The following is a 21252-nucleotide window of genomic DNA, read 5'->3' as shown; positions in this document are numbered from 1 at the left end:
TCGTGATGAGCGTTCTTTGAACGCCTTTGTGGCCCTGTCGCCAGGTTCCGCTTATTGCCACGCTTGTTTGAACTTCGTTTCGGGCAGATCCCTAGGCTCCAGGATCTCCCTGAACGAACTTTGCTTTAACGATGAAGCGCTTCGGTGCGCTGCCCAGAACATAAAACGGATAGCAGGTCACCAGTGTGAGCTCAGGCCGCCCCCGCTCCTGCAGAACCGATACATCCTGCGGATCGACGATCACCACGCGCTCAACCACATACACCAGCGGTTTGCTACTGGTTTCAATCTCAACTTTGTCGCCGACCTTTATGTCCTTCAGCCCTCTGAAGAATCCGTCCCGATGCCCGGCGATTCCCGTGTTCCCCCCCCCACCAATCGCGTCTGTTCCGGCGATGTGTCCTACTCCCTTGTTGAGCGTCAGATCGTCCGTTCCCTCAAAGATCGGAGCTTCAATGTGCTCCTTCGGAACCCGGAGTATGCCGACAGCCAAAGCTCCGTGTTGAGCGAGCGCCGATTTGAATTGCGTTACCCGGGCCGGCGACCACAAGCTGAAATCCGGCGTGGGAATCTCGGTGATCTTTCCCGTGGTGCTTGCCGCTTCACTGCTTGCCGCCTGGCTAGCTCGAACTTCCTCGATCGCAAGGTGCGACATGATACCCCTGTGCGCGATCGCGATTAAATACACTCCGACAAGAGAGGCTCCCGCGATCAGAAGCGCCCGCTGCGCCCATCGGATATACCGCGACTTGACTGACACTTTTTCCAATGCACATCCTCAAAGAAGTCGCGAGGCTCTCTGTGAACACAAGCCTCAAAGGCGCGTAAGAGTTCCACGTTCGCTGAACACGTTAGCTGTGCAGCAATGCTGGTGAAACTGTCAGTACTGACAGGGAAAATCACCAGCCCTACAAACGCTTGGCCTGGTAGAGCATCGTCGGCGAGAGGAACCTCTTGTCGTTCAGAACCGCATCTACGGCGGAGCAAAGATCCGTAGCTACGCGAGATTTCACCACGTATGCCGAGCCTCCCGCACCCATGGCCGCGTTCACAAAATCTGAGTCCTCGTGCACACTCAGGAAGATGACCTTAGACGAACTGCCGCAAAGTGACAGCTCTCGTGCAAGATCAATGCCATTCAATGCATCCATTGAGATATCCAGCACGACGATGTCCGGCCGCAGCCGCAGAGACTCCCTGACGACATCGGCGCCATCGTTTATTCTCGCCACGACGTTGCACTGATGATTCCTGAGCAGGCGACTCACCACGTCAAGAATTGCGGCATTGTCATCGGCGAGGAGAATGCTCGGTTTCTTTTTCACGACGTCCTCTCGCTTCGATGGCGGCTGCAGGCCGTAACTTCACCGCAGCACCGAGGCCCTCTGCCACGTCTTTTCCAATTCTAGGAACCTGCTTGCTCTTGTGAACTGGTACAAATTACTGACTTGACCGTTCAAAAGGGCTCTTGATTGCATTCGAGCTTTGAGGTACCTCTCACCCGTGCGCTAGCTGCGCCATCGGCACCGCACCTTCAACATGCGTGCCGGTCATCCTGCCAGAGCATACAGAGAATGTGCCTCCCACGGAGTTCAGCCGTTCTCTCATGCTCGTGAGCCCCAACCCTCGTGACGAATTCTCTTGATTCAGTTCAAACCCTACGCCATCGTCGGAGATCCGCAGATGTATGCCCGCCGTTTCTCCGACCAATTCAACCAACGCATGTTGGGCCCGGCTGTGTTTCACAACGTTTTGGAGAGACTCCTGTGCGGTCCTGAACAAATTCAGAGAGATAGACTCGGGCAGTTTGTCCGGAACATCCCGCACGATACATGTAACGTCCACCTTGTGCCGCAACGACACCTCTCGGCAGAGACTCCTGATAGCGGCCGGAAGGCCTAGGTATTGGAGTTTCGACGGATGCAGCTGTCGAGAAAGAAACTGAACATCAGACGATATCTCGATCGCCAGCTTTTTGAGCGCCTGAATACGCTGCTTCTTTTGAGGAGTGCTCAGGCGCAATCTCGGTAAGTCAAGCTCTTGAATCCCGTTGGCAAGAAGCGCCATCCGCTGCGTTATATCGTCGTGCAGTTCCCTTGCGATGCGAGAGCGTTCGCCCTCTTGCGCCTGAATTAAGCGGCCGCTGAAGTCCGAAACAGCGTCCGCAATCTCGCGTTCATCGGTAATGTCGATGCAGCATCCGGCAAATCCGCCAGGCTGCCCACCTTCCGTCGGCAGCGGATTAGCCCGAACCAGCATCCAGCGGTACTGGCCATCATGCCGCTCCAACCGCAACCGCGTTGAAAGTTCTTTCGAAAGACGAAATGCTTCAGCGAAGCTCTTAAGCCAACCCGCTAGATCCTTCGGATGAATGCGCCGCATCCATCCAGGGCCAAGATTCTCGCCCCTGGACACGCCCGTGAAGTGCTCCCACTCGTCGTTGATGTCTGCAAATTCGCTGTCCGCGTGAGCGACCCACAGCAACGCTGGAGAGCTTCCGGCCATCTCTCGTGACCAATTGCTCCCGTTGCGCTCAACTGCGCGGCTTTGTCCTTCGCTTAGCATTCCGGAACTAACCTCTTGGGCACGCCCCCTCAAAGAGCCCACGATACCGGGAGCTAACCAGCGCACATCCTGAATACGCCCTGCCTCGGCTTTGGAACCCGGCTCGTCGGCTGAAGCACGCACGAGCCAGGCACCAGCCGTGAAGTCACTTACGACGCCTTGACCTCGGGAGGATACTTCTTGAACAACTTAGTCAGAGCCTTGGTCAAGTTCTTCTCTTGTTTATCCGGCTTGGCGTTGGTGTCGATCGTTTTGCTGACGACCCCTCTCCACACCAGGTCCTTCTGCGCGGAGTCATACATATCGACCGCGAGCTGTCCGGTATAAATCGTTGAGGTTTGTCCGGTCGTCATTCCGGTGCTCATGCCGCCGCCGTACCAGCCTCCGCGGCCCCACCCTGGACCATATCCCCAGCCGCTGTCGTAGGAAGTAAACTGCTTCTCCTGGCCGATTGCTGTCTGATAGCCGATGAGCAGATCGGCGTTGTCTCCGTCGACCTTCGTCAAGCCCTTCTGGCTCAACTGCGCCTCGATGCCCGCCTTGATCTGCTTGTCCACCAGATCGTTGACTGGCGTCGCATCTTTCATCGGTACAAACTTGTAGGTCTTGTACTTCGTGAAATCAGTGCTCTTATCGAAGTTGTAGCGAACATCTTGAGCAAGCGCGATTGTGGCTCCGAACAGCAGCATCAAAACCGATCCCCGCAGTAAACGCTTCATTGCTTTCTGCCTCCTCTGTAACATTTGGCGTCATGAGCGCCGTCAATCATTGACGGCGCGTTTTTGAGAGAAACTAACCTTCCTCAGCGAAGGTAAGAGTATGCATTTCACTTCCTTGCTGAAACTGTCAGTGTTTACAGCGAGAATGCTGCTTCGCATTACATGATCAACCGGTTGTGTCGGTAGTCAGGCTGCAAGTGTAGGAGCGCAGACCGGATAGCGCGTTCAGAACGACCTGAACTCGTTGGTCCCTCTTCAGCATGATTCTCTAGCTGATAAACGCGAAGCCCTATGCACAATTGCTATGCCTGCCAGCCACCCCCCAGGGCGTTGTAGAGCTGCACCAGGGCGAGGCGCTCCTGCAACTGCGCCTGCGCCAGAGCGATCTCCGCATCGTAAGCGAGCGTATCGGTGTCCAGCACCTCGAGGTAACTGGCGACTCCGCCCGTATACCGCGCGTTCGCCAAACGGACTGCATCCACCGCGGCCGCCGTCAGCAATCCCTGCTGCTCGGTGAACTCTTGATTCTTTTTGTAGGCGATCAACGAATCCGACACTTCCCGGAACGCCTGCTGGATGGCCTGTTCGTAGTTGAGGACCATCTCCGCTTTCTGCGCCTCAGTCAAATGGAGATTTGAGCGCAGTTTCCCGCCGGTGAAGATAGGCTGCGCGAGTTGTGCGCCAAAGGTCCAGAATCCCGCCGGCCCGGTGAACAGGCTGGTCAGAGCGGTACTTTGATAACCGGCTGCTGCGGTGAGTTGAATCTGCGGGAAGAAAGCGGCCTTCGCCACACCTATCCGCGCATTTGCAGCCACCAGGCGTTGCTCTGTTGATTGAATGTCGGGACGCCGTTCCAAAATCGATGATGGCAATCCTGCAGGAACGCTCGGCGTGATCTGTGTATCCGCCAGCTTCCGCGATCTCGCAATCGCTCCTGGGTTGCGCCCGAGCAGAATGCTGATGACGTTTTCTTCCTGCGCAATGCGGCGCTCCAGAGAGGGTATGGCCGCAGCCGCCGTATACATCAGCTCTTCTGATTGCCGCACATCGAGAAGCGATCCAGTTCCGCCTGTCTGCCTGATTTGCACCAGCCGGACCGACTCTTTTCTCGATTGGAGGGTCCGCGATGAGATCTCCATCTCGAGATCGAGCTCGAGTAGTTGGAAATACGCCGTCGCAACATTGCTTACGACCGAACTAATGACAGCTTTCCTCGCCCATTCGGTCGCCAAGAGTTCCGCACGCGCAGCTTCGGTGGCTCTGCGGTATTGTCCCCAGAAATCCAGCTGCCAGGCGAGCGAAAGATTTACCTGCATGGGGCCAGTCTGTACCGGGCCGTTGATCTTCGTCGCTGGTATCCGGTTGTTCAGCGCGGAGGCACCCGCTCCAATGAACGGATATTGATCGGCGCGTGTGATTCCGACCACCGCCTGCGCCTGCAGCACCCGCTCAGCCGCGATGCGGATGTCGTAATTTTGCTTGAGGGCTTCGCGGACTAGTCCCTGCAGATCCTCGTCCTTGAATACGTCCCACCATTTTTCGTCCCCAAGCGACTGCGCGTTCTGCGCCTGCTGGTCTGGGGCGAGCTCACGATAACTATCGGGAGTCGAGATCGTCGGGCGGCTATAATCCGGCCCCATTTTGCACCCGACAGCCGCTGCTAGCACGAACAACGTAAGCCACCACTTGCGGCGCATGTTAGTCCCCCTCGTGATGAACGGCTACCGGCTCGGCTGTTGTGGTTTTGTGCTTTTTGGAACCCATGTGCGAGAGGCGCTCGACGACGTCGAAGCTGACCGGGATGAGGAAGATCGCCAGAATTGAGGCTGCCAGCATGCCGCCGATCACCGCTGTGCCCAGCACCCGTCTGGAGACTGCCCCGGCGCCCGATGCGGCCCAGAGAGGCACGCATCCGAGAATGAAGGCGAATGCCGTCATCAGAATCGGCCTGAGTCGCAACTTGGCACCCGACAGTGCGGCCTCTTCGGCGGACTTGCCTTTGTCGTACTCCATCTTGGCAAATTCCACGATGAGGATCGCGTTCTTCGCAGCCAGGCCGATCAGCATGACAAGCCCGATCTGCGCGTACACGTTGTTTTCAAAATTACGGAAATACAGGAATCCGAAAGCTCCCGATACTGCGATGGGCGTTCCCAGCAAAACGCTGAACGGCAGGGACCAGCTCTCGTATTGTGCCGCCAGAATCAGGAACACGAAGAAGAGTGACATGCCGAAAATAACCGCAGGAGACACGCCCTGGGCGGCCTTCTTTTCCTGGTACGACATGCCCGTGTAGTCGAACCCCATCTCGCCGGGCATCGTTTTGGCGAACGTTTCCTCAAGAGCAGTCAGAGCCTGCGACGAGCTGTATCCGGGGGCGGCGCTGCCGTTTATTTGCACACATCTATATAGGTTGTATCGAAGAGTGAACTCCGGTCCCGCCGTTGGCCGAACGCTCGTTACTGCGCTCATCGGAACTGGCTGCCCCTCGTTATTGGTAACGTAAAACTGTCCAATGTTCTCCGCGTTCGTCCTGAAGTCTCCATCCGCTTGTATGTAGACCTGCCACTGTCGTCCGAAGCGGTTGAAGTAGTTGACGAACAATCCGCCCATGAATGTCTGCATTGTCTTGTAAACATCGGAGAGCTGGACCCCCTGGGCAATAACCCGAGGTCGGTCCACATCAACATAGACCTGCGGCACGGATGGTAACGCGGTAGTGAAGAGGCCAGTTAATTCTGATCTTTGCCGCGCGGCTGCCATGAACTTCTGGAGGTTAGCCGCGAGGAAGGCAGGATCCTTTCCTGCGCGGTCCTCGAGCATGAATGTGAATCCACCTGCGGTTCCCACGCCCGGAATAGCAGGCGGCGGGAAGGCAAACGCCACGCCCTCTGTCACCTTGGAGAGTTGCGCGCCGAGGTGTTTCTTGATTGCCTCATATTGCTCCTCCGGAGCCTTTCTCTCCGACCATTCCTTGAGCGTGATCCAGTAGAAAGAGCTGTACGTGTTCTGGACGCCGCTGAGCATGCTGAACCCCAGCACAGCCGTTACCGAGCGTACTCCCGGCGTCTTCATGATCATCTCTTCGATCTTTTTCGAGGCATCGTCGCTGCGCTGAAGGGATGCGGCGTCGGGCAATTGCAGACCCGCGAATACGTAGCCCTGGTCTTCGTCCGGAAGGAAGCTGCTTGGCAAGTGCGAGCCAAACCACCAGGCGCCCACTGCCGTTCCTGCGAGCAACAGCATGCTCAAGGCAGCTTTGCGAATCAAGGCTCCGCACAGGCTCACATATCCGTCGGTCGCACGCCCAAACACCTTATTGAACCAGCGGAAGAAGGCGGCCAGAGGTCCCCGTGATTCCTTCTTCGGCCGAAGCAACAGCGCTGCAAGCGCGGGACTCAACGAGAGCGCGTTGAAAGCGGAGAAGATTACGGAAATCGCGATCGTGATCGCGAATTGCTGATAGAGCCGTCCGGTGATTCCCGGAATGAATGCGGTCGGAACGAACACGGCTGTCAAAATCAGCGCGATAGCTACGACTGGCCCCGACACTTCCTCCATAGCCTGGTAGGCCGCCTCTGTTGGGGTCTTGCCATGCTCTATGTGGTGCTCGACAGCCTCCACTACAACGATTGCATCATCCACCACGATTCCGATTGCCAACACCATTCCGAACAGCGACAAGGTGTTTACAGAAAATCCGAGAATCGGGAACACCATGAAGGTGGCGACTAGGGATACGGGCACTGCGAGCAAGGGGATCAGAGTGGTTCGCCAGCCCTGCAGGAATATATAAACAACGATGATCACCAGAACGATCGCTTCGAAAAGCGTCTTCTGAATTTCCTTCAGGCCCTCGGTAACCGCCAGCGTCGTATCGAGAGCGATGTCGTAATCGAGATCCTGCGGAAAGCGGGTTTTTGCCTCCTGCATGAGCGCCCGAACACCCTGCGCTGCCTTCACAGCATTAGTCCCGGGAAGCTGATAGACCGCGACGACCGCTGCAGGCCGACCGTTGTACCGGCCGACCATGTTATAGGTCTGGGCACCAAGCTCAATCCTGGCAACGTCCTTCAGTCGCAGGATGGACCCGTCAGAATTCGCTCTGATAACAACTTGACCGAACTCTTCTGCCGTGGGCAGGCGTCCCTGTGAACGCACCGAATAGGTAAAACTCTGCCCCTTGGGAACTGGTTCGCTGCCGATCTGACCAGCCGGGTTCACCGTGTTCTGGCTTTGCAGCGCACTCACCATCTGGGGAATCGTGACCCCGAGTTTGGCCAACTGGTCCGGACGTACCCAGCAGCGCATGGCATATTGCCCAGCGCCGAATACGCTGACGCTGGCAATACCTGGCACTCGCGTTAGCTGATCATTCAAATTGATATAGGAATAGTTGGCCAGGAATACGTTGTCGTAGGTGCCCTTCGGCGAGTAGAGATTAATCAACATCAGCGGAGCCGCCGTAGATTTTTGGACGGTGACGCCATAGTTGATTACATCGCTCGGCAACTGGGAGTTGGCCTGGTTCGTGCGCATCTGCGACAGAATCTGGTCTGTATTCGGATCCGTGGCAATGTCGAAGTTGACCGTGAGGGTCATCTGACCATTGTTGGCATTATTCGAATACATGTAATTCATGTTGTCGACGCCGCTCATCTGCTGCTCGATCGGAGTCGCAACCGACTGCTCTACAGTGAGAGCATCTGCACCGGGATATGTCGCTTTTACCTGGATTTCAGGTGGAGCAATATTGGGAAACTGCGCGGTGGGAAGACGCAGCATCGAAATCAGACCAATAACGGTCATCAGAATTGCGATGACCATGGCGACAATGGGACGCCGGATAAAGAACTTCGCCATGGCCTATTCTCCTTCGCTGCTGCCAGCCGCCGCCGCCTTCGGATTCACTACGGAGCCTTCGCGAGCCTTCTGTATCCCCTCGACGATCACTCTCTCTCCGGGCTTGACTCCGTCGGTGATGATCCACATCTGGCCGATGCGTTCTCCTGTTTTCACCGGCCTAACGCTGACCTTGTTGTCATCGCCCACGACCATGACGCTATACAGGCCCTGCGTCTCAACCACCGCGCGTTGTGGCACCAGCATTGCGTCTTTAGCGACAGTTGTGTTCGCGCGTATCCGTCCGAACTGCCCAGGGCGCAAAACGAGCTGTGGATTGTCGAAAGCACCAGCCACGCGGATCGTTCCGGTCTTTTCGTCTACCTGCCGATCGGCGAAGACCAGCCAGCCCTTGGTCGCAAAGGTTGAGCCATCCGCCAGGATCAGGTCCAGGTTTCGCTCGCCCGTTCTCTTATCGATCTTGCCTTGCACAGCATTGCTAATACGACCCGCCGCGCGCAGGTATTCCGGCTCACTCAGAGATACGTACGCCTTTATGGGATTCACCTGTGACACGGTGGTCAAAACCGTCGTGGGGCCGACGAGGTCGCCGATCTGCGCCTTCGCCATGCCGGCGATGCCATCCACCAGCGAATACACATTCGTAAAGTTCAGGTTCAGTTTTGCCTGCTCCACTTGCGCCTCTGCGGCCACCACTCCTGCCTTCGCCGCGGCGTTGGCCTGGATGTCGTTATCAAGTTGCGCCTGCGGAATCGCGCTCAGCTTCGCCAGTGGCGTGTCGCGCGCCACGTCCAATTCTGTCTTCGACAATTGCGCTTGAGTCTGCGCGAGCTGCCCCTCCGTCTGCTTGACGATCGCTTCAAACGGCCGCCGGTCCAGCTCAAAGAGGAGCTGTCCCTTCTTGACGAAGGTACCTTCCTGGTACTTCTGCGCGAGCAGGTACCCTGTGACCTCGGGCTGTACCTGCGCGTTGACGTACCCATCGAGGGTCGCAACCCACTCGTGATAAATAGGCACGTCCTTTGAGACGACCTGCGTCACCTCTACATCCGGCACGGGAGGTGGCGCAACCGCCTCCTTTTCTCTGCAGCCGGTTGCCGCAATGAGGACAGCGAGAGTCGGAATTAGAAGTGCGATTCTGCAATCACTCGCAGATCGAGCAAGACGCTTCACCCGGTCCGTGCTCCGGATGGCTCGTTCGAGCTTCAATAGCTCAGGCGCGCTTTGCATGGGTTACTCCTGATGTCGTGCGATTACTACTCTCCGAAAGGCAACACGCGTACCCGATTCATGTTAGGGAGAATCGACTGAATCGAAACTAGGAGAAGTGACAGTCGGAACGACTGACACTCGGCACTTCGACTGGGGCAAGCCTCCTCTTAACCACTCGTTCGTCGTTGAAGCTCTGTCAGTAGTTCCAGTTGCACCGCTGAACACCGGACGTGAGAGTGTGATCATGTGCACCGCGTCCTGGTCCTGGCGGGTGTTCGCTGCGGTTGCGCTGTCGAGCACGTTGGCATTCCCACAAACACCTCAGTCCGCGGGCGCGCAGACTTCCGCAGACGCACAGCCCTCTTCTGGCAAGCAGCCTCGCATCGGCCTTGTGCTTGAAGGCGGCGCCGCTCTTGGTTTGGCGCACATCGGCGTGATCACCTGGCTTGAGGAACACCACATCCCCGCGCACTACGTCGCGGGTACCAGCATGGGCGGCCTGGTCGGCGGCCTCTATGCGACTGGCTCCTCACCTGCCGAGATGAAAGCTCTGATCACCAACATGGATTGGGATCAGATCATGCGAGACGACATCCCCTACCGAGAACTCGCCTACCGACGTAAGGAAGACGCGGAGGATTACCCGAATTATCTCGAGTTCGGTCTCAAGAAGGGCGTCGCCTTCCCGGAAGGCTTGAATGCCGGCAACTCCGTCGGGCTCGTATTGGATCGCATCGCGCTGCCTTACTCGCAGGTCACCGACTTCAACGAACTCCCAACGCCGTTCGCATGCGTCGCCACCGAGTTGGTCTCGGGCAAACAGCATGTCTTCCGCAGCGGCTCCCTGGCCATGGCCCTGCGTTCCACAATGTCGCTTCCAGCCGTGTTCTCGCCCGTGCGAGATAAAGAACACATATTCGTCGATGGCGGCCTACTCGATAATCTCCCGGTCGATGTGGCCAAGGACATGGGCGCAGAAGTCATCATCGCCATTCACCTCGAAACCCAAAAAACACAGGCGGGCGACCCGTTGGGTACATTCGGAGTCCTTGGCAAATCCATCTCTGTCGTAATCGCTGCGAACGAACTTCGCAGCATGGAGAACGCCGACGTCCTCGTATCGGTACCGCTCGCCAAATACGACTCCACTGACTACAAGAAAAACACAGAGATCATCCAGGCCGGCTACGACGCAGCAGCGGCCAAGTCTGCGGTCCTCACCCGCTTCGCCGTAGATGACGCAACATGGCAGCAGTACCAGGCCGCGCGCAGCGCGAAGAAGAGGACCGCCCCGGTCCCGGCCTTCCTTGAGGTCGAAGGCACAAACCCGCGCATCTCCAAAGACATCGAGAAGAGCCTCGCGCATGTCGTCGGTAAGCCCATTGATGCCGATAAGCTGGAGGACGACCTCACCAACATCATGGGCATGGGCCGGTACGCGCGTGTGGGCTATCGCGGAACCCAGCGTGATGGCCAGAACGGCCTCATTATCAATGCGGATGAGAAGTCCTACGCGCCTCCCACCATTCGGCCCATCATCATCCTCGATGGCTCCGAGTACCGCCATGTGCAATTTACGGTGGGCGGTCGGATTACCTTCTTTGATCTCGGCGCTTTTGGATCGGAGTGGCGGAACGACGCCACGATAGGTTCCAACACGTTATTCCAGTCGTCCTATTACCTGCCTTTCGGCAGGGCATATCGCTGGTTCATTGAGCCCACCGCATTCGCAAAGAACATAACGGAGAGCTTTTACAACCATCAGGAACTTTACGCGGAGTATCGAAACCGCGAGTTCGGCGGCAACTTCGACTTCGGATACACTTTCGGGCGAAGTGGACAACTGCGTATTGGTTATCAAGCCGCCAGGCAAAACTTCGTAGCAACTACAGCCACAGACCCCTTCGGCGAACCGACTGGCCGCGTCGGAGCCACATCCCTCAAATATCAGCTCATCGGCACAGACGACCCCGTGATGCCCCACCGCGGCACCCTGGTGCAATCGGCATTTAACTGGTTCGACGCTAACCCCGGCTCAACCGAAGGCTTTCCGACCGGCGAACTCCGCTCCACGAGGTTCCAGCCGATCAACAGCTTCTCCTCGCTGGTGCTGGCCGGAGACGGCGGAACGAACTTCTCTCACGATCAGGGCGGCGTGCCTCCCTTCTTCCTCGGCGGAATACCGGATTTGCTGGCCTATGGCAGCAATGAGTTCCCAACCGATCAATACCTGATCTTCAAGGCCGGCTACCTGCGCAACCTATTCCGACTGCCGCCATTTGTGGGCGACCGGGCATATTTCTTGGCTCTGGCCGAAGGTGGAACAGTAGATCGCCGGACGGCGGACAACGCTCATCCAGTCGATGCGGCCGGCGCAATGGTCATCAAAACTATGATCGGCCCAATCGCTGTTGGCGGCTCCTATGGCGCCGGCGGCCACCACAAGTTCTTCTACCAGATCGGCAGAATCTTCTGAGCCTTGGCCAGCGCATCCTCGCGGGGAGCATTGTTAGCCGTTAGCGAATCCCGAGTTGCTTCCCTTGTTCTCGACGGTGATGCTCTCAGGCATCAACCCTGTGCGTCCCTGAATCACCACCTGCGAAGGCAACGCCACGCGCGATCCCGCCTCCTCGATGATCCGCATAAGGCGCAATAGCAGTTCCTCTTGAATTGGAAGGAAAGCCTCCCACGCAGGCGCGAATACGTACGCCGAGACCTCAACCGTTAGCGAGTACGTGCCCAAGCCGATCAGCGTTGCCCGGTACGTATTTGGGTCGATCGCGGAGTGAGAACCAAGCACCGCCTTCATATTCTGCAGAATCGTCCGCACCTGCTCGGAGGATGTCCCGTACTCCAACCCGAACGTCGGATGGAACCAGAACTTGTCGCGCGCTGAAATCGTCTCAATCGGCACGGTCGCAAGCTGCCCGTTCGGAACGCTGACGAGAGTCCTTTCGCTCGTCCTCACCTGCGTCGACCGCAAGCCCACCTCCTCCACCGTGCCTTGTGTAGTTCCGAACTTGAGCGTGTCTCCGACATTCACCGCCTGGTCCAGGATGATCGACGCGCCCCCGATAACGTTCTCCAGCGTCTTTTGTGCCGCGAGCGCAACCGCAATTCCGCCTACCCCGAGTCCGGCCAGCGCAGGGCTCACGTTCACACCGAACAGGTAAAGAATCCCAATTACTCCGCAGAAGATGACGAGGATATCCGCTAGTCGGCGTCCTAAGCGCAAAATCGAAGCGGTGCCTTCCAGACTGCGCCTTCTGAGCCGCAGGCTGATGAACCCTTCGGCCCACCTGGCCAGCCGGATCAAAAACCAAGTCAGCGCAATAAGAAAGACCACACCAGCCGCATCCGACCAGATCTGCCGCGCCAGCAATGACAGGCCCAGGTAGTGTCGCAACGCGCCCATCGCTATCGCGACAAACAGCAATCTGCCCGGCTGGGAGAGGACCTTTGGTCGGTCGACATCCTGGTTCCTTGAGCGCCGACGCCAGATCAGCATGGCAATCCATCGCAGCCCGTGATCCAGCAGAAATGCCACAAGCCAAAGCAGCGGAACCCCCAGCAGCACAACCATCCATTCGAATGCTGGAATTCCCAGAAACCCGTGAATCACCAGGGCTTGCGGCATGATCTCGCTGATCCCTGCGGTGTTGATCTCCTCGAATACCTTCGGAACCGCCGAGAGCGTCCCCGCATCGAAAAGCCAAATCTGCCCGGCTTTCTTGTCGTTAATCCTCTCCAGCGCAATTGCAAGCGTGCCCTGGCTGGTCCCGATCCTCCCCACGACCTCGCGGTTCGGATTGAGCGGATCAGCCAAGGACCCTTCCGGCTTATCGCTGATCAGATTGAGCTTCGCCGGCAGCCGCTTGTCCAGAACGACCGCAAATTGCTGGATAAGATCCTCGGATCCCTTTCCGCGGAAGCGAGGGTCCAGATACTCTTCGGCGAGGTCGAAGTTCTTCTTGTGCGAGGCCGCCAGGAAGCCCAGAATCGTGCCCTTAGGCGTAGTCCGGCCTAGCGGATCCTTCTCGGGTTCGGCTTGGGCTGGCGTTGTGGGAGCCGCCGAAGTGCCCTTCGGGGCTGCAAGCTGGGGCCGGGCCGCCATAGATCCGATAACCAACGCGATCACTGAGAGGATGGCTCTCGCGGCCCGACAACTCACGCCAGAATTGATAGATTTCTTCATAGGAATCAATTTTTCTGCTTCTCTTACCGAGCCGCCGTGCGACTCCTTCGTTGGCTTACTGGGTTGATCTTTTGCACGGGACTCGCACTTTTGCCAGTCGATTAGGTGCCGTCCAATTCTTCAATCTAGGTCGAAATCACGCGCCCGTGTGATTTGGGTCGTATAAGCAGCGATCCTCTTCAGGCTAGAATTCGTCCTACGCGGGCCAGGGTTGGGGAGGCAGTAGTGCAACATCCTCGCATCATCATTGCTGACGACCACAAGATGGTGGCCGAACTCTTCCGTGAGGTCTTGTCGCCGGAATTCGACGTAGTTGCCATGGTTGCAGATGGGCAAGATCTGGTTACTGCCGCCGCCCATCTGAAGCCCGACGTGGTTTTGGCTGACATCGCCATGCCTGTATTGAATGGTCTCGACGCCGGCCACCAGGTCAAGGAAGTCTCTCCAGCCACCAAAATCATTATCGTCACGATGAATCCCGACCCCGAAGTTGCCGCAGAGGCCTTTCACCGCGGGATGTCCGGATATGTCGTCAAGACCTGTGACTCCTCGGAGCTCATTAATGCCATCAAGGACGTTCTGCGTGGCCGCACCTACCTGTCCTCGGGAGTCTCCCGCGATGACGTCGCTGTCCTGCGCTGGCAGAACAAGAAGTTCGTCGACGAGCAGCAGCGCCTCACCCCCCGCCAGATCGAAGTTCTTGAGCTCCTGGTTCAGGGACGCAGGATGAAAGAGATTGGCCAGCGGCTTAACCTCTCAGCCCGAACCGTCGCCTTTCACAAGTACCGCATCATGGAAGTCCTCGGTGCCAAGAGCAATGCCGACCTGATCAAGTACGCCGTCCGCAACCACATCACAGGAGCCTAACTCGAATCCCGGGCCACCATCTACGCTCTCAATGAGCCACCGAACCCAGGGGCGGTAGCGCCATGTCTTCCAGGTACTTGATTAGGACCACTTCGTTTCCTTGCTCGTTGTAGATCAGCTCATCCACCAGGTGCTTCGCCAGCAGAATGCCAAAGCTCTTGCTGTAGATCGCCTCTTTGCTGTCGCTTAGGCTGCTGCGCTCCGGCAACTGCTCCAGGGGGTTCGCTAGCCACGTCTTCGAGCGTTCCGTGAAACTAAATCCCGCCCCTGGATCTGTCACGCGACAGGCCACTGCCTGCTTTGAACGGATATAGGAAATCTCCACATATTCGTCGGGATTGAACCCCCCGCCGTGCCCTGCAGCATTCAGCAGCAGTTCGCGAAAGGCTGTTGCCACCTGCGAACGTTCCGGTTCCGGCAGGTCCGCCATCTCCTGGAAGAACTGTGACATCCGCTCGATTGTTCCCAGATCGCAGCGCACCATCAGGCGAATCCATGATGGCGTGGCCGAGATCACTTCGATGCCGTCGTCCCAGCACTTTTCGTCGAGCGCCATCTCGATGAGTGCCTTCAGCGTCTCGATCGAGTAAGGTTTGGCAAACAGGCTGAATGCTCGCTCGCGAAGCGCCTCAATCACATCCTCGGTGGTGCGGCGGCCCGTGAGAACGATCATGCGGGTGTGCGGCCGCACCGCCCGAATCTTGCGCAGCAGTTCCAGGTCGTCGCGGGGCGAGGTTATCTCCGCTGTCACAATCAGGTCGTAGTGCCGCTTCTGGGCCGCTGCCAGAGCCAGGTCGTTGTGCGCCACGTAATCGACGCTCCAGTCTTGCGCCACCAGGTAGTCAAACAACATCCAGTTCATCTCGAGGTCGGCAACCACCAGTACCGACCGATGCGCGCGCTGAATGGCCGCACTGTTGCCCAGCGCCGCACTGAATGTCTCGTCGTTCCGCTTGCGTAGAGACTCGGGCACCGCGGATTCGTTTTGGCGGGAAATCACTGCCCAGACATAGCAGCCTTTCACGGAGCACCTCAACTGTCACTAGAAACAGCCTCTCAGTCACTCCCTGACACGAGCCAATTTCACTGGCAGATTTGGCAGTACAAAAGCCACTGCAGGGCGCGCAAAATCCCCGCAGAAATTTGTGCAATAGCTCTGGAGTCCTGCTATGCGCGCCTCCAGGCGCGGCAGAAGCGGGGAGAGTGCACGCTATCCGTTGCCGGCACACCTGATGCCCGGGGGCGCACGCCGGCTTCTCCTTCTATTTAGATCCGGACCCGCCCTTCCGCCGGCGGCCTCTCAATCGAAAGGTTCAGGTATCAGGCATGGAACACTTCAGCAACTCTACCTTCGCTGAAATCGAGGTAGGCACCACGGCCAGTCATCCCCATCGCCTCACCCGGATGGACATCGACGCACTGGCCATTGTCTCCGGTGAGATCGACCCCTTCCATGTGAGCGAGGACGGCGTATCGCGCAAGGAGGTTTCTGCTGCTGCCGTAGCCGCCGAAGCCATCCTCTCCGCCATGCTCAAGCGTCGCTTCCCCGGACCTGGCACCACCATCCTCTCTCAGGATCTGGCGTTCTCGGGGGAGTTGTCGGTTGGTGATGAAGTTAAAGCCACCGTAACCGTCCGCGACAAGCGGGATCCCGACGTTATCATCCTCGACTGCGCCGTCGTCCGTGGCGACGAAACGGTCGTTTCCGGCCTGGTCACCGTTGCTGCGCCGACTGAGCATCTCACCTACTCGCGCTTCGCCACGCCTCAGGTGATCCTGCGCCGCAATGACGGCTTCGCGCCCATCTTTAAAATGTGTGCCGACACACCGCCCGTTACCTGCGCCGTGGTTCATCCCTGCGACCGCAACTCGCTCCTCGGTGCCATTGACGCCGCCAAGGCAGGACTCATCACCCCCACGCTCGTCGGCCCTGAGAAGAAAATCCGCGCTGTCGCCGAGGAGGAAGGCGTGGACCTCTCTCCTTATCGAATCGTCTCCACTGAGCACAGCGTCGCCGCTGCGCAGGCAGCCGTCGCAATGGTGCGGACCGGGGAGATCGACTCCCTAATGAAGGGCAGCCTGCACACCGATGAACTCATGGCCGCCGTCGTACCCTCCGCCACGGGACTCCGCACTGCCCGCCGTATCAGCCACGTCTTCATCATGGATGTACCCGCCTATCCACACATTCTGCTGGTCACGGACGCCGCCATCAACATTGCCCCCACAGCGAAAGAGAAGGTAGACATCGTTCAGAACGCGATCGATCTTGCGCACATTCTCGGCATCAGCGAACCCCGCGTCGCGATCCTCGCCGCAGTTGAAACCGTGAACCCCCTTATGCCCGCAACCGTGGATGCTGCGGTTCTCTGCAAGATGGCGGATCGCGGTCAGATTACCGGCGGAATCCTAGACGGCCCCCTCGCCTTCGACAACGCCGTCAGCGAAGAAGCTGCGCGCATCAAGAAGATCACTTCGCCTGTGGCCGGCAAGGCCGACATCCTGCTCGTCCCCGACCTCGAAGCAGGCAACATCCTCGCCAAGCAGCTCGAATACCTCGCCGGCGCAAACGGCGCGGGCATCGTCCTTGGCGCGCGCGTACCCATCGTCCTTACCAGCCGCGCTGACTCCGCGCGCAACCGTCTCACCTCAGCTGCCATCATGAAGCTGGTCGCCAATGCACTCCGCGCCCCGGCCGGTGCAAAGCAGTTCGAGGTGGCCCATGTCTGACGATATCGGCGTCCTCAACTCCGGCTCGTCGAGCATTAAATTCTCCATCTTCCGCGTCGACGGCAGCGACCTTCTGCCCTACGTCGCCGGGCAAATCGAAGCATTGTTCACGCAGCCGCATTTCATCGCCCGGCAGAATGGCGAAGTTCTTGCCGACAAAACCTGGTCCGATGGAGTGACGCTCAGCCATCGTGAAGCCACGGAGTATCTGCTCGTCTTTCTTCGCACTTTGCTCAAAGACAGCCGCCTCCTCGCAATCGGCCATCGCATCGCGCACGGTGGTTCACGATTCACGGCGCCCGCTCTTCTCAACAGCCGCACACTAAATGAACTTGAAAAGCTCATTCCTCTCGCCCCGCTGCACCAGCCGTTCAATCTCGAGCCAATCCGCCTCGGCCTCGAGCGCCGCCCCGAACTGCCCGAAGTCGGCTGCTTCGACACTGAGTTTCACTCCACGTGTCCTGAAGTCGCGCAGGTTGTGGCGCTTCCTCGCCGCTTGCGAAATGCAGGCGTCCGGCGCTACGGATTTCATGGCCTGTCCTATTCCTACATCGCATCGCAACTTCCGTCCGTGGACCCCGCAGCGGCCGCTGGCAAGACCGTGGTGCTGCATCTTGGCAATGGCGCCAGCATGTGCGCCCTCAATGCGTGCCGCAGTGTCGCTACCACCATGGGCTTCTCTGCGCTTGACGGAATTCCGATGGGCACGCGCTGCGGCAGTCTCGATCCCGGCGTGATTCTCTACCTGTTGGAACAGGAGAAGATGCAGGTCCAGCACCTCGAACGCCTGCTGTACAAGGAGGCAGGCCTTCTCGGCCTCTCCGGAATCTCCAGCGATATGCGCACCCTGCTTCAGAGCCGCGACTCGGGCGCAAAACTCGCCGTCGATGTATTCGTTTACCGCATCGGACGCGAGCTCGGCTCGCTTGCTGCAGCTCTTGGGGGTCTCGATGCGATTGTCTTCACAGGCGGCATCGGCGAAAACGCGGCTGTCATCCGCGACCGCATTTGCCGCGACGCCGCGTGGCTCGGCGTCGAGTTAGACGAATCCGCGAACGATGCACGTGAGAAACGGATCAGCACCGCAAACAGCCGCGTCTCTGCCTGGGTCATTCCCACTAATGAAGAATTGACTATAGCGCGTCAAACGCAGCAGGTGCTCCTAAAGCGCGAAACGGCAATCAGCACCACCGCCTGACTTATCGCAATAGAGGAGCCCAAGCCATCCGAATGGCCTAGGCTCAATTTGTGTAACCCCTTCAGCCAACCTTCTCTGACTCCGCTCTCTCAGTCACCTCTGTTGAGACGCTGGTATCCATGTGCTCTGGCGCGAGAGTCCCTCCAGCTATTTGTTCGCGCGTGATGCGTGCAAGGGTTTCGCTCTTGTCGAAGTGCAGTGCCACCTTCGGGTCGATACGGGCAAAGATATCCAGCAGGCGTGCAATCAGCCCCGTCCAACCGGTTTGGTGGCTAGCCCCCAGGCCCGCGCCGTTGTCGCCGTGAAAGTACTCGTAGTAGAGGATGTAATCCTTCCAATACGGATCGTCCTGGAATTTCTTCGCTCCGCCATACACCGGGCGTTTCCCGTTCTCGTCCCGCAGGAAGATGTTCGATAGCCTGCGCGAAATCTCTTTCGCCACCTCAAACAAGTTCATCTGGTTTCCGGAACCGGTCGGGCACTCGACCTTGAAGTCGTCGCCAAAGAAGAGATACAGGTTCATCAGGCTCCGCAGAATCAGGACATTCACGGGCATCCAGATCGGTCCTCGCCAGTTCGAGTTCCCGCCGAACATCCCATTGTTCGATTCCGCCGGGAGATATTGCACCTTGTACTCCAGCCCGCTCAGCCAGAACGAGAAAGGATTCTCCAGGTGAAAGCGCGATAGCGATCTGATTCCGTAGTCGCTCAGGAACTCGTTCTCATCCAGCAGGTAGGGCAGTATCCGTTCGATCTTCTCCTTGTTGCAGACTGACAGCAGCCTTCGATCGGCAACCCCTAGGAAATCACCATCCGCTGGAGCAATGTGCTTCAACGGCTCCGGATGACGCGCCTTGAACACTTCAATCAGTTCCTGCAGCTTCGGGTGCCTCATCAGCACCCCGTTCGCCTCAAGAACAGTGGCGGCGCACAGCGGGAGGAGTCCCACCATTGAACGCACGCGCAACCGCTCGCAGCGCCCATCCGGCAATCGCAGCAGGTCGTAGAAGAACCCGTCCTGCGTGTCCCACATCTCGTCGTGATGCTCGCCGATCCGATCCATCGCATACGTGATCCACACGAATTGCTCTAGGAACCGGAACGCCACGTCCTCATACACCGAGTCATAGTCACAAAGAACCAGCGCAATCTCCAGCATGTTCTGGCAATAGAACGCCATCCACGCCGTGCCGTCCGCTTGGTCCAGTGTTCCGCCCGTCGGCAGCGGCGCGCTGCGGTCGAACACCCCGATGTTATCGAGCCCCAGGAATCCGCCTGCGAATACGTTCCTGCCCTCGGGGTCCTTCCGGTTCACCCACCAGTTGAAATTCAGCATTAGACCTTGGAATGACCGCTCCAGGAACTTGACGTCGGCTCGGCCCAGTTCCTTCTCGATGTTGTAGAGGAACAGCGTTGCCCATGCATGCACCGGCGGATTCACGTCACTGAAGTTCCACTCGTACGCCGGAATCTGACCGTTGGGGTGCGCATACATCGTGCGCAGCATCAGCAGCAGTTGCTCCTTCGCGAAGTCGAAGTCCACCAGCGACACCGCGATCGTGTGGAACGCCAGATCCCACGCTGCGTACCAGGGATATTCCCACTTGTCCGGCATCGAGATGATGTCGCTATTGAGCATGTGAAACCACTCGGCATTGCGCGTCTTGCGGACACTCCCGCCAATCAGCGGGTGCGCGCGATGCTCAATGAGCCAGCGATCAAGGTCGAAGTAGTAGTACTGCTTGCTCCACAACATGCCCGCCAGCGCCTGGCGATGAACGCGCTTTTCATCCTCACTCAGGTTCGCGGGCGTGATGCGGTCGTAGAACTCGTCAGCATCCACCACGCGTGCCGCGAAAATGTCATCGAAGTCCTTGAACGCGTCATTTGGCAGCTTATCCCCAAGCCGAAGCCTGATTGTGACGTTTCCACCAGCGGGCACTTCAGCCGAGTAGTGCGCGCATGCCTTCGTTCCTTCCCTTGCCGGATTTACGGCAGCCGTGTTGCCATGCACCACGCACTCGTGAAAGGCGTCCTTCACATATGGCTGCTCATTCGGTTGTCCCCACAATTTCTGGGTGTTCGAGTCATTTTCCGTGAATAGAAGTTCCGCATTGCCATCGCACGCCAGCACACGCTCTCCAAGTTTCTCGTGCTGAGCCAGTATGTTCGCGTTTCCAATCTGCCGAAGCAGCGGTCTCCCGGGATTCGACTGCCACATCCAGGTGTTGCGGAACCACACCGTAGGCAAAACGTGGATCGGCGCCGCCTCTGGCCCACGGTTATGTACCGTGATCTTGACGAGCAGGTCCTCCGGCGCGGCCTTCGCGTATTCTACAAACACATCAAAGTAGCGATCCTGATCGAACACTCCCGTATCGATCAGCTCGTACTCGAGTTCGTCGCGCGATCGCTGCCGGTTCTCCTCCACCAGCTGGTAATACGGAAATTCCGCGTGCGGGTATTTGTAGAGGTATTTCATGTACGAGTGCGTGGGAGTGCTGTCGACGTAGAAGTAGTATTCCTTTACGTCCTCTCCGTGATTGCCTTCGCTGTTCGTCAACCCGAACAAGCGTTCCTTCAAAATCGAGTCGCGGCCGTTCCACAGCGCCAGCGCAAAGCAAAGGTATTGCTTGTCGTCCGAGACGCCCGCTAGACCGTCCTCACCCCACAGATAGGCACGTGAGCGCGACTGGTCGTGAGTGAAGTAATTCCACGCATTGCCATCCTCGCTATAGTCTTCGCGAACTGTGCCCCATTGCCGCTCGCTCAGATACGGCCCCCACTTCTTCCACGGGATTCCGGCCTCACGCGTATCGTTCAACCTGGTCTGCTCTGCCGTCTCGGTATAGCTGAACGGAGTGGAAGTCTCTCTGGCTTTCGCAGTCATCACTCTCTCCTTC

14 protein-coding genes are annotated in these 21252 nt (G+C 58.0%); 4 read left to right on the top strand and 10 right to left on the bottom strand.

Features of this window, described 5'->3' with window-relative positions; translation table 11 throughout:
• Positions 1–91: 91 nt before the first annotated feature.
• The 7 genes from MOP44_RS09105 to MOP44_RS09075 all read right to left on the bottom strand — a co-directional run bounded on the left by MOP44_RS09105 (position 92) and on the right by MOP44_RS09075 (position 9377).
• Complete coding sequence (locus MOP44_RS09105) at positions 92–655, bottom strand: class D sortase (RefSeq protein WP_260795726.1); 564 nt, start codon at positions 653–655, stop codon at positions 92–94.
• Positions 656–908: 253 nt separating this feature from the next.
• On the bottom strand, positions 909–1325 hold the full coding sequence (locus MOP44_RS09100) for a response regulator (protein WP_260795725.1): 417 nt from the start codon (positions 1323–1325) through the stop codon (positions 909–911).
• A gap of 172 nt (positions 1326–1497) precedes the next feature.
• Entirely contained in the window at positions 1498–2505 is a 1008-nt protein-coding gene (locus tag MOP44_RS09095; RefSeq protein ID WP_260795724.1) for a PAS domain-containing sensor histidine kinase, read from the bottom strand.
• Between the two features lie 209 nt (positions 2506–2714).
• The gene (locus MOP44_RS09090) at positions 2715–3284 is read right to left on the bottom strand and encodes a DUF4136 domain-containing protein (RefSeq protein WP_260795723.1); all 570 of its coding nucleotides are present in this window, start codon (positions 3282–3284) and stop codon (positions 2715–2717) included.
• Between the two features lie 302 nt (positions 3285–3586).
• Positions 3587–4981, bottom strand: coding sequence for an efflux transporter outer membrane subunit (locus MOP44_RS09085; RefSeq protein ID WP_260795722.1), 1395 nt, complete (start codon positions 4979–4981; stop codon positions 3587–3589).
• A gap of 1 nt (position 4982) precedes the next feature.
• Positions 4983–8147 carry an efflux RND transporter permease subunit gene (locus tag MOP44_RS09080; protein ID WP_260795721.1) on the bottom strand — a complete coding sequence of 1055 codons (3165 nt, stop codon included), beginning with the start codon at positions 8145–8147 and terminating at the stop codon, positions 4983–4985.
• A gap of 3 nt (positions 8148–8150) precedes the next feature.
• A complete protein-coding gene (locus MOP44_RS09075) occupies positions 8151–9377 on the bottom strand; it encodes an efflux RND transporter periplasmic adaptor subunit (RefSeq protein ID WP_260795720.1) in 1227 nt (408 codons plus the stop codon).
• Between the two features lie 97 nt (positions 9378–9474).
• On the opposite strand from MOP44_RS09075, the gene MOP44_RS09070 reads away from it, so the two are divergent.
• Positions 9475–11835, top strand: a complete 2361-nt coding sequence (locus MOP44_RS09070; protein ID WP_260795719.1) for a patatin-like phospholipase family protein — start codon at positions 9475–9477, stop codon at positions 11833–11835.
• A 33-nt stretch (positions 11836–11868) separates the two neighbouring features.
• Here the strand turns inward: MOP44_RS09070 and MOP44_RS09065 are convergent, their stop codons facing one another.
• A complete protein-coding gene (locus MOP44_RS09065; protein WP_260795718.1) occupies positions 11869–13473 on the bottom strand; it encodes a mechanosensitive ion channel family protein in 1605 nt (534 codons plus the stop codon).
• Between the two features lie 306 nt (positions 13474–13779).
• On the opposite strand from MOP44_RS09065, the gene MOP44_RS09060 reads away from it, so the two are divergent.
• Positions 13780–14421: a response regulator gene (locus MOP44_RS09060; protein WP_260795717.1), complete on the top strand. Its 642-nt coding sequence runs from the start codon at positions 13780–13782 to the stop codon at positions 14419–14421.
• 28 nt (positions 14422–14449) lie between these two features.
• Here the strand turns inward: MOP44_RS09060 and MOP44_RS09055 are convergent, their stop codons facing one another.
• A complete protein-coding gene (locus tag MOP44_RS09055) occupies positions 14450–15445 on the bottom strand; it encodes an ATP-binding response regulator (protein ID WP_260795716.1) in 996 nt (331 codons plus the stop codon).
• Between the two features lie 302 nt (positions 15446–15747).
• Between MOP44_RS09055 and MOP44_RS09050 the strand changes: the two genes are divergently transcribed.
• Both MOP44_RS09050 and MOP44_RS09045 read left to right on the top strand, forming a co-directional pair.
• Positions 15748–17151, top strand: coding sequence for a bifunctional enoyl-CoA hydratase/phosphate acetyltransferase (locus MOP44_RS09050; protein WP_260795715.1), 1404 nt, complete (start codon positions 15748–15750; stop codon positions 17149–17151).
• Entirely contained in the window at positions 17144–18349 is a 1206-nt protein-coding gene (locus MOP44_RS09045; protein WP_260795714.1) for an acetate/propionate family kinase, read from the top strand. The genes MOP44_RS09050 and MOP44_RS09045 overlap by 8 nt, the downstream gene beginning before the upstream one ends.
• Before the next feature lie 61 nt (positions 18350–18410).
• Here MOP44_RS09045 and MOP44_RS09040 read toward each other — a convergent pair whose 3' ends face one another.
• Positions 18411–21239 (bottom strand): MGH1-like glycoside hydrolase domain-containing protein, encoded by a 2829-nt coding sequence (locus MOP44_RS09040; protein WP_260795713.1) that lies wholly within the window; start codon positions 21237–21239, stop codon positions 18411–18413.
• Positions 21240–21252 lie beyond the last annotated feature (13 nt).

The sequence above is a fragment of the Occallatibacter riparius genome (assembly GCF_025264625.1).
Lineage (GTDB): Bacteria > Acidobacteriota > Terriglobia > Terriglobales > Acidobacteriaceae > Telmatobacter > Telmatobacter riparius.
Note: the sequence above shows the minus strand (reverse complement) of the source record. Positions and strands in the feature narration are given on the sequence as shown.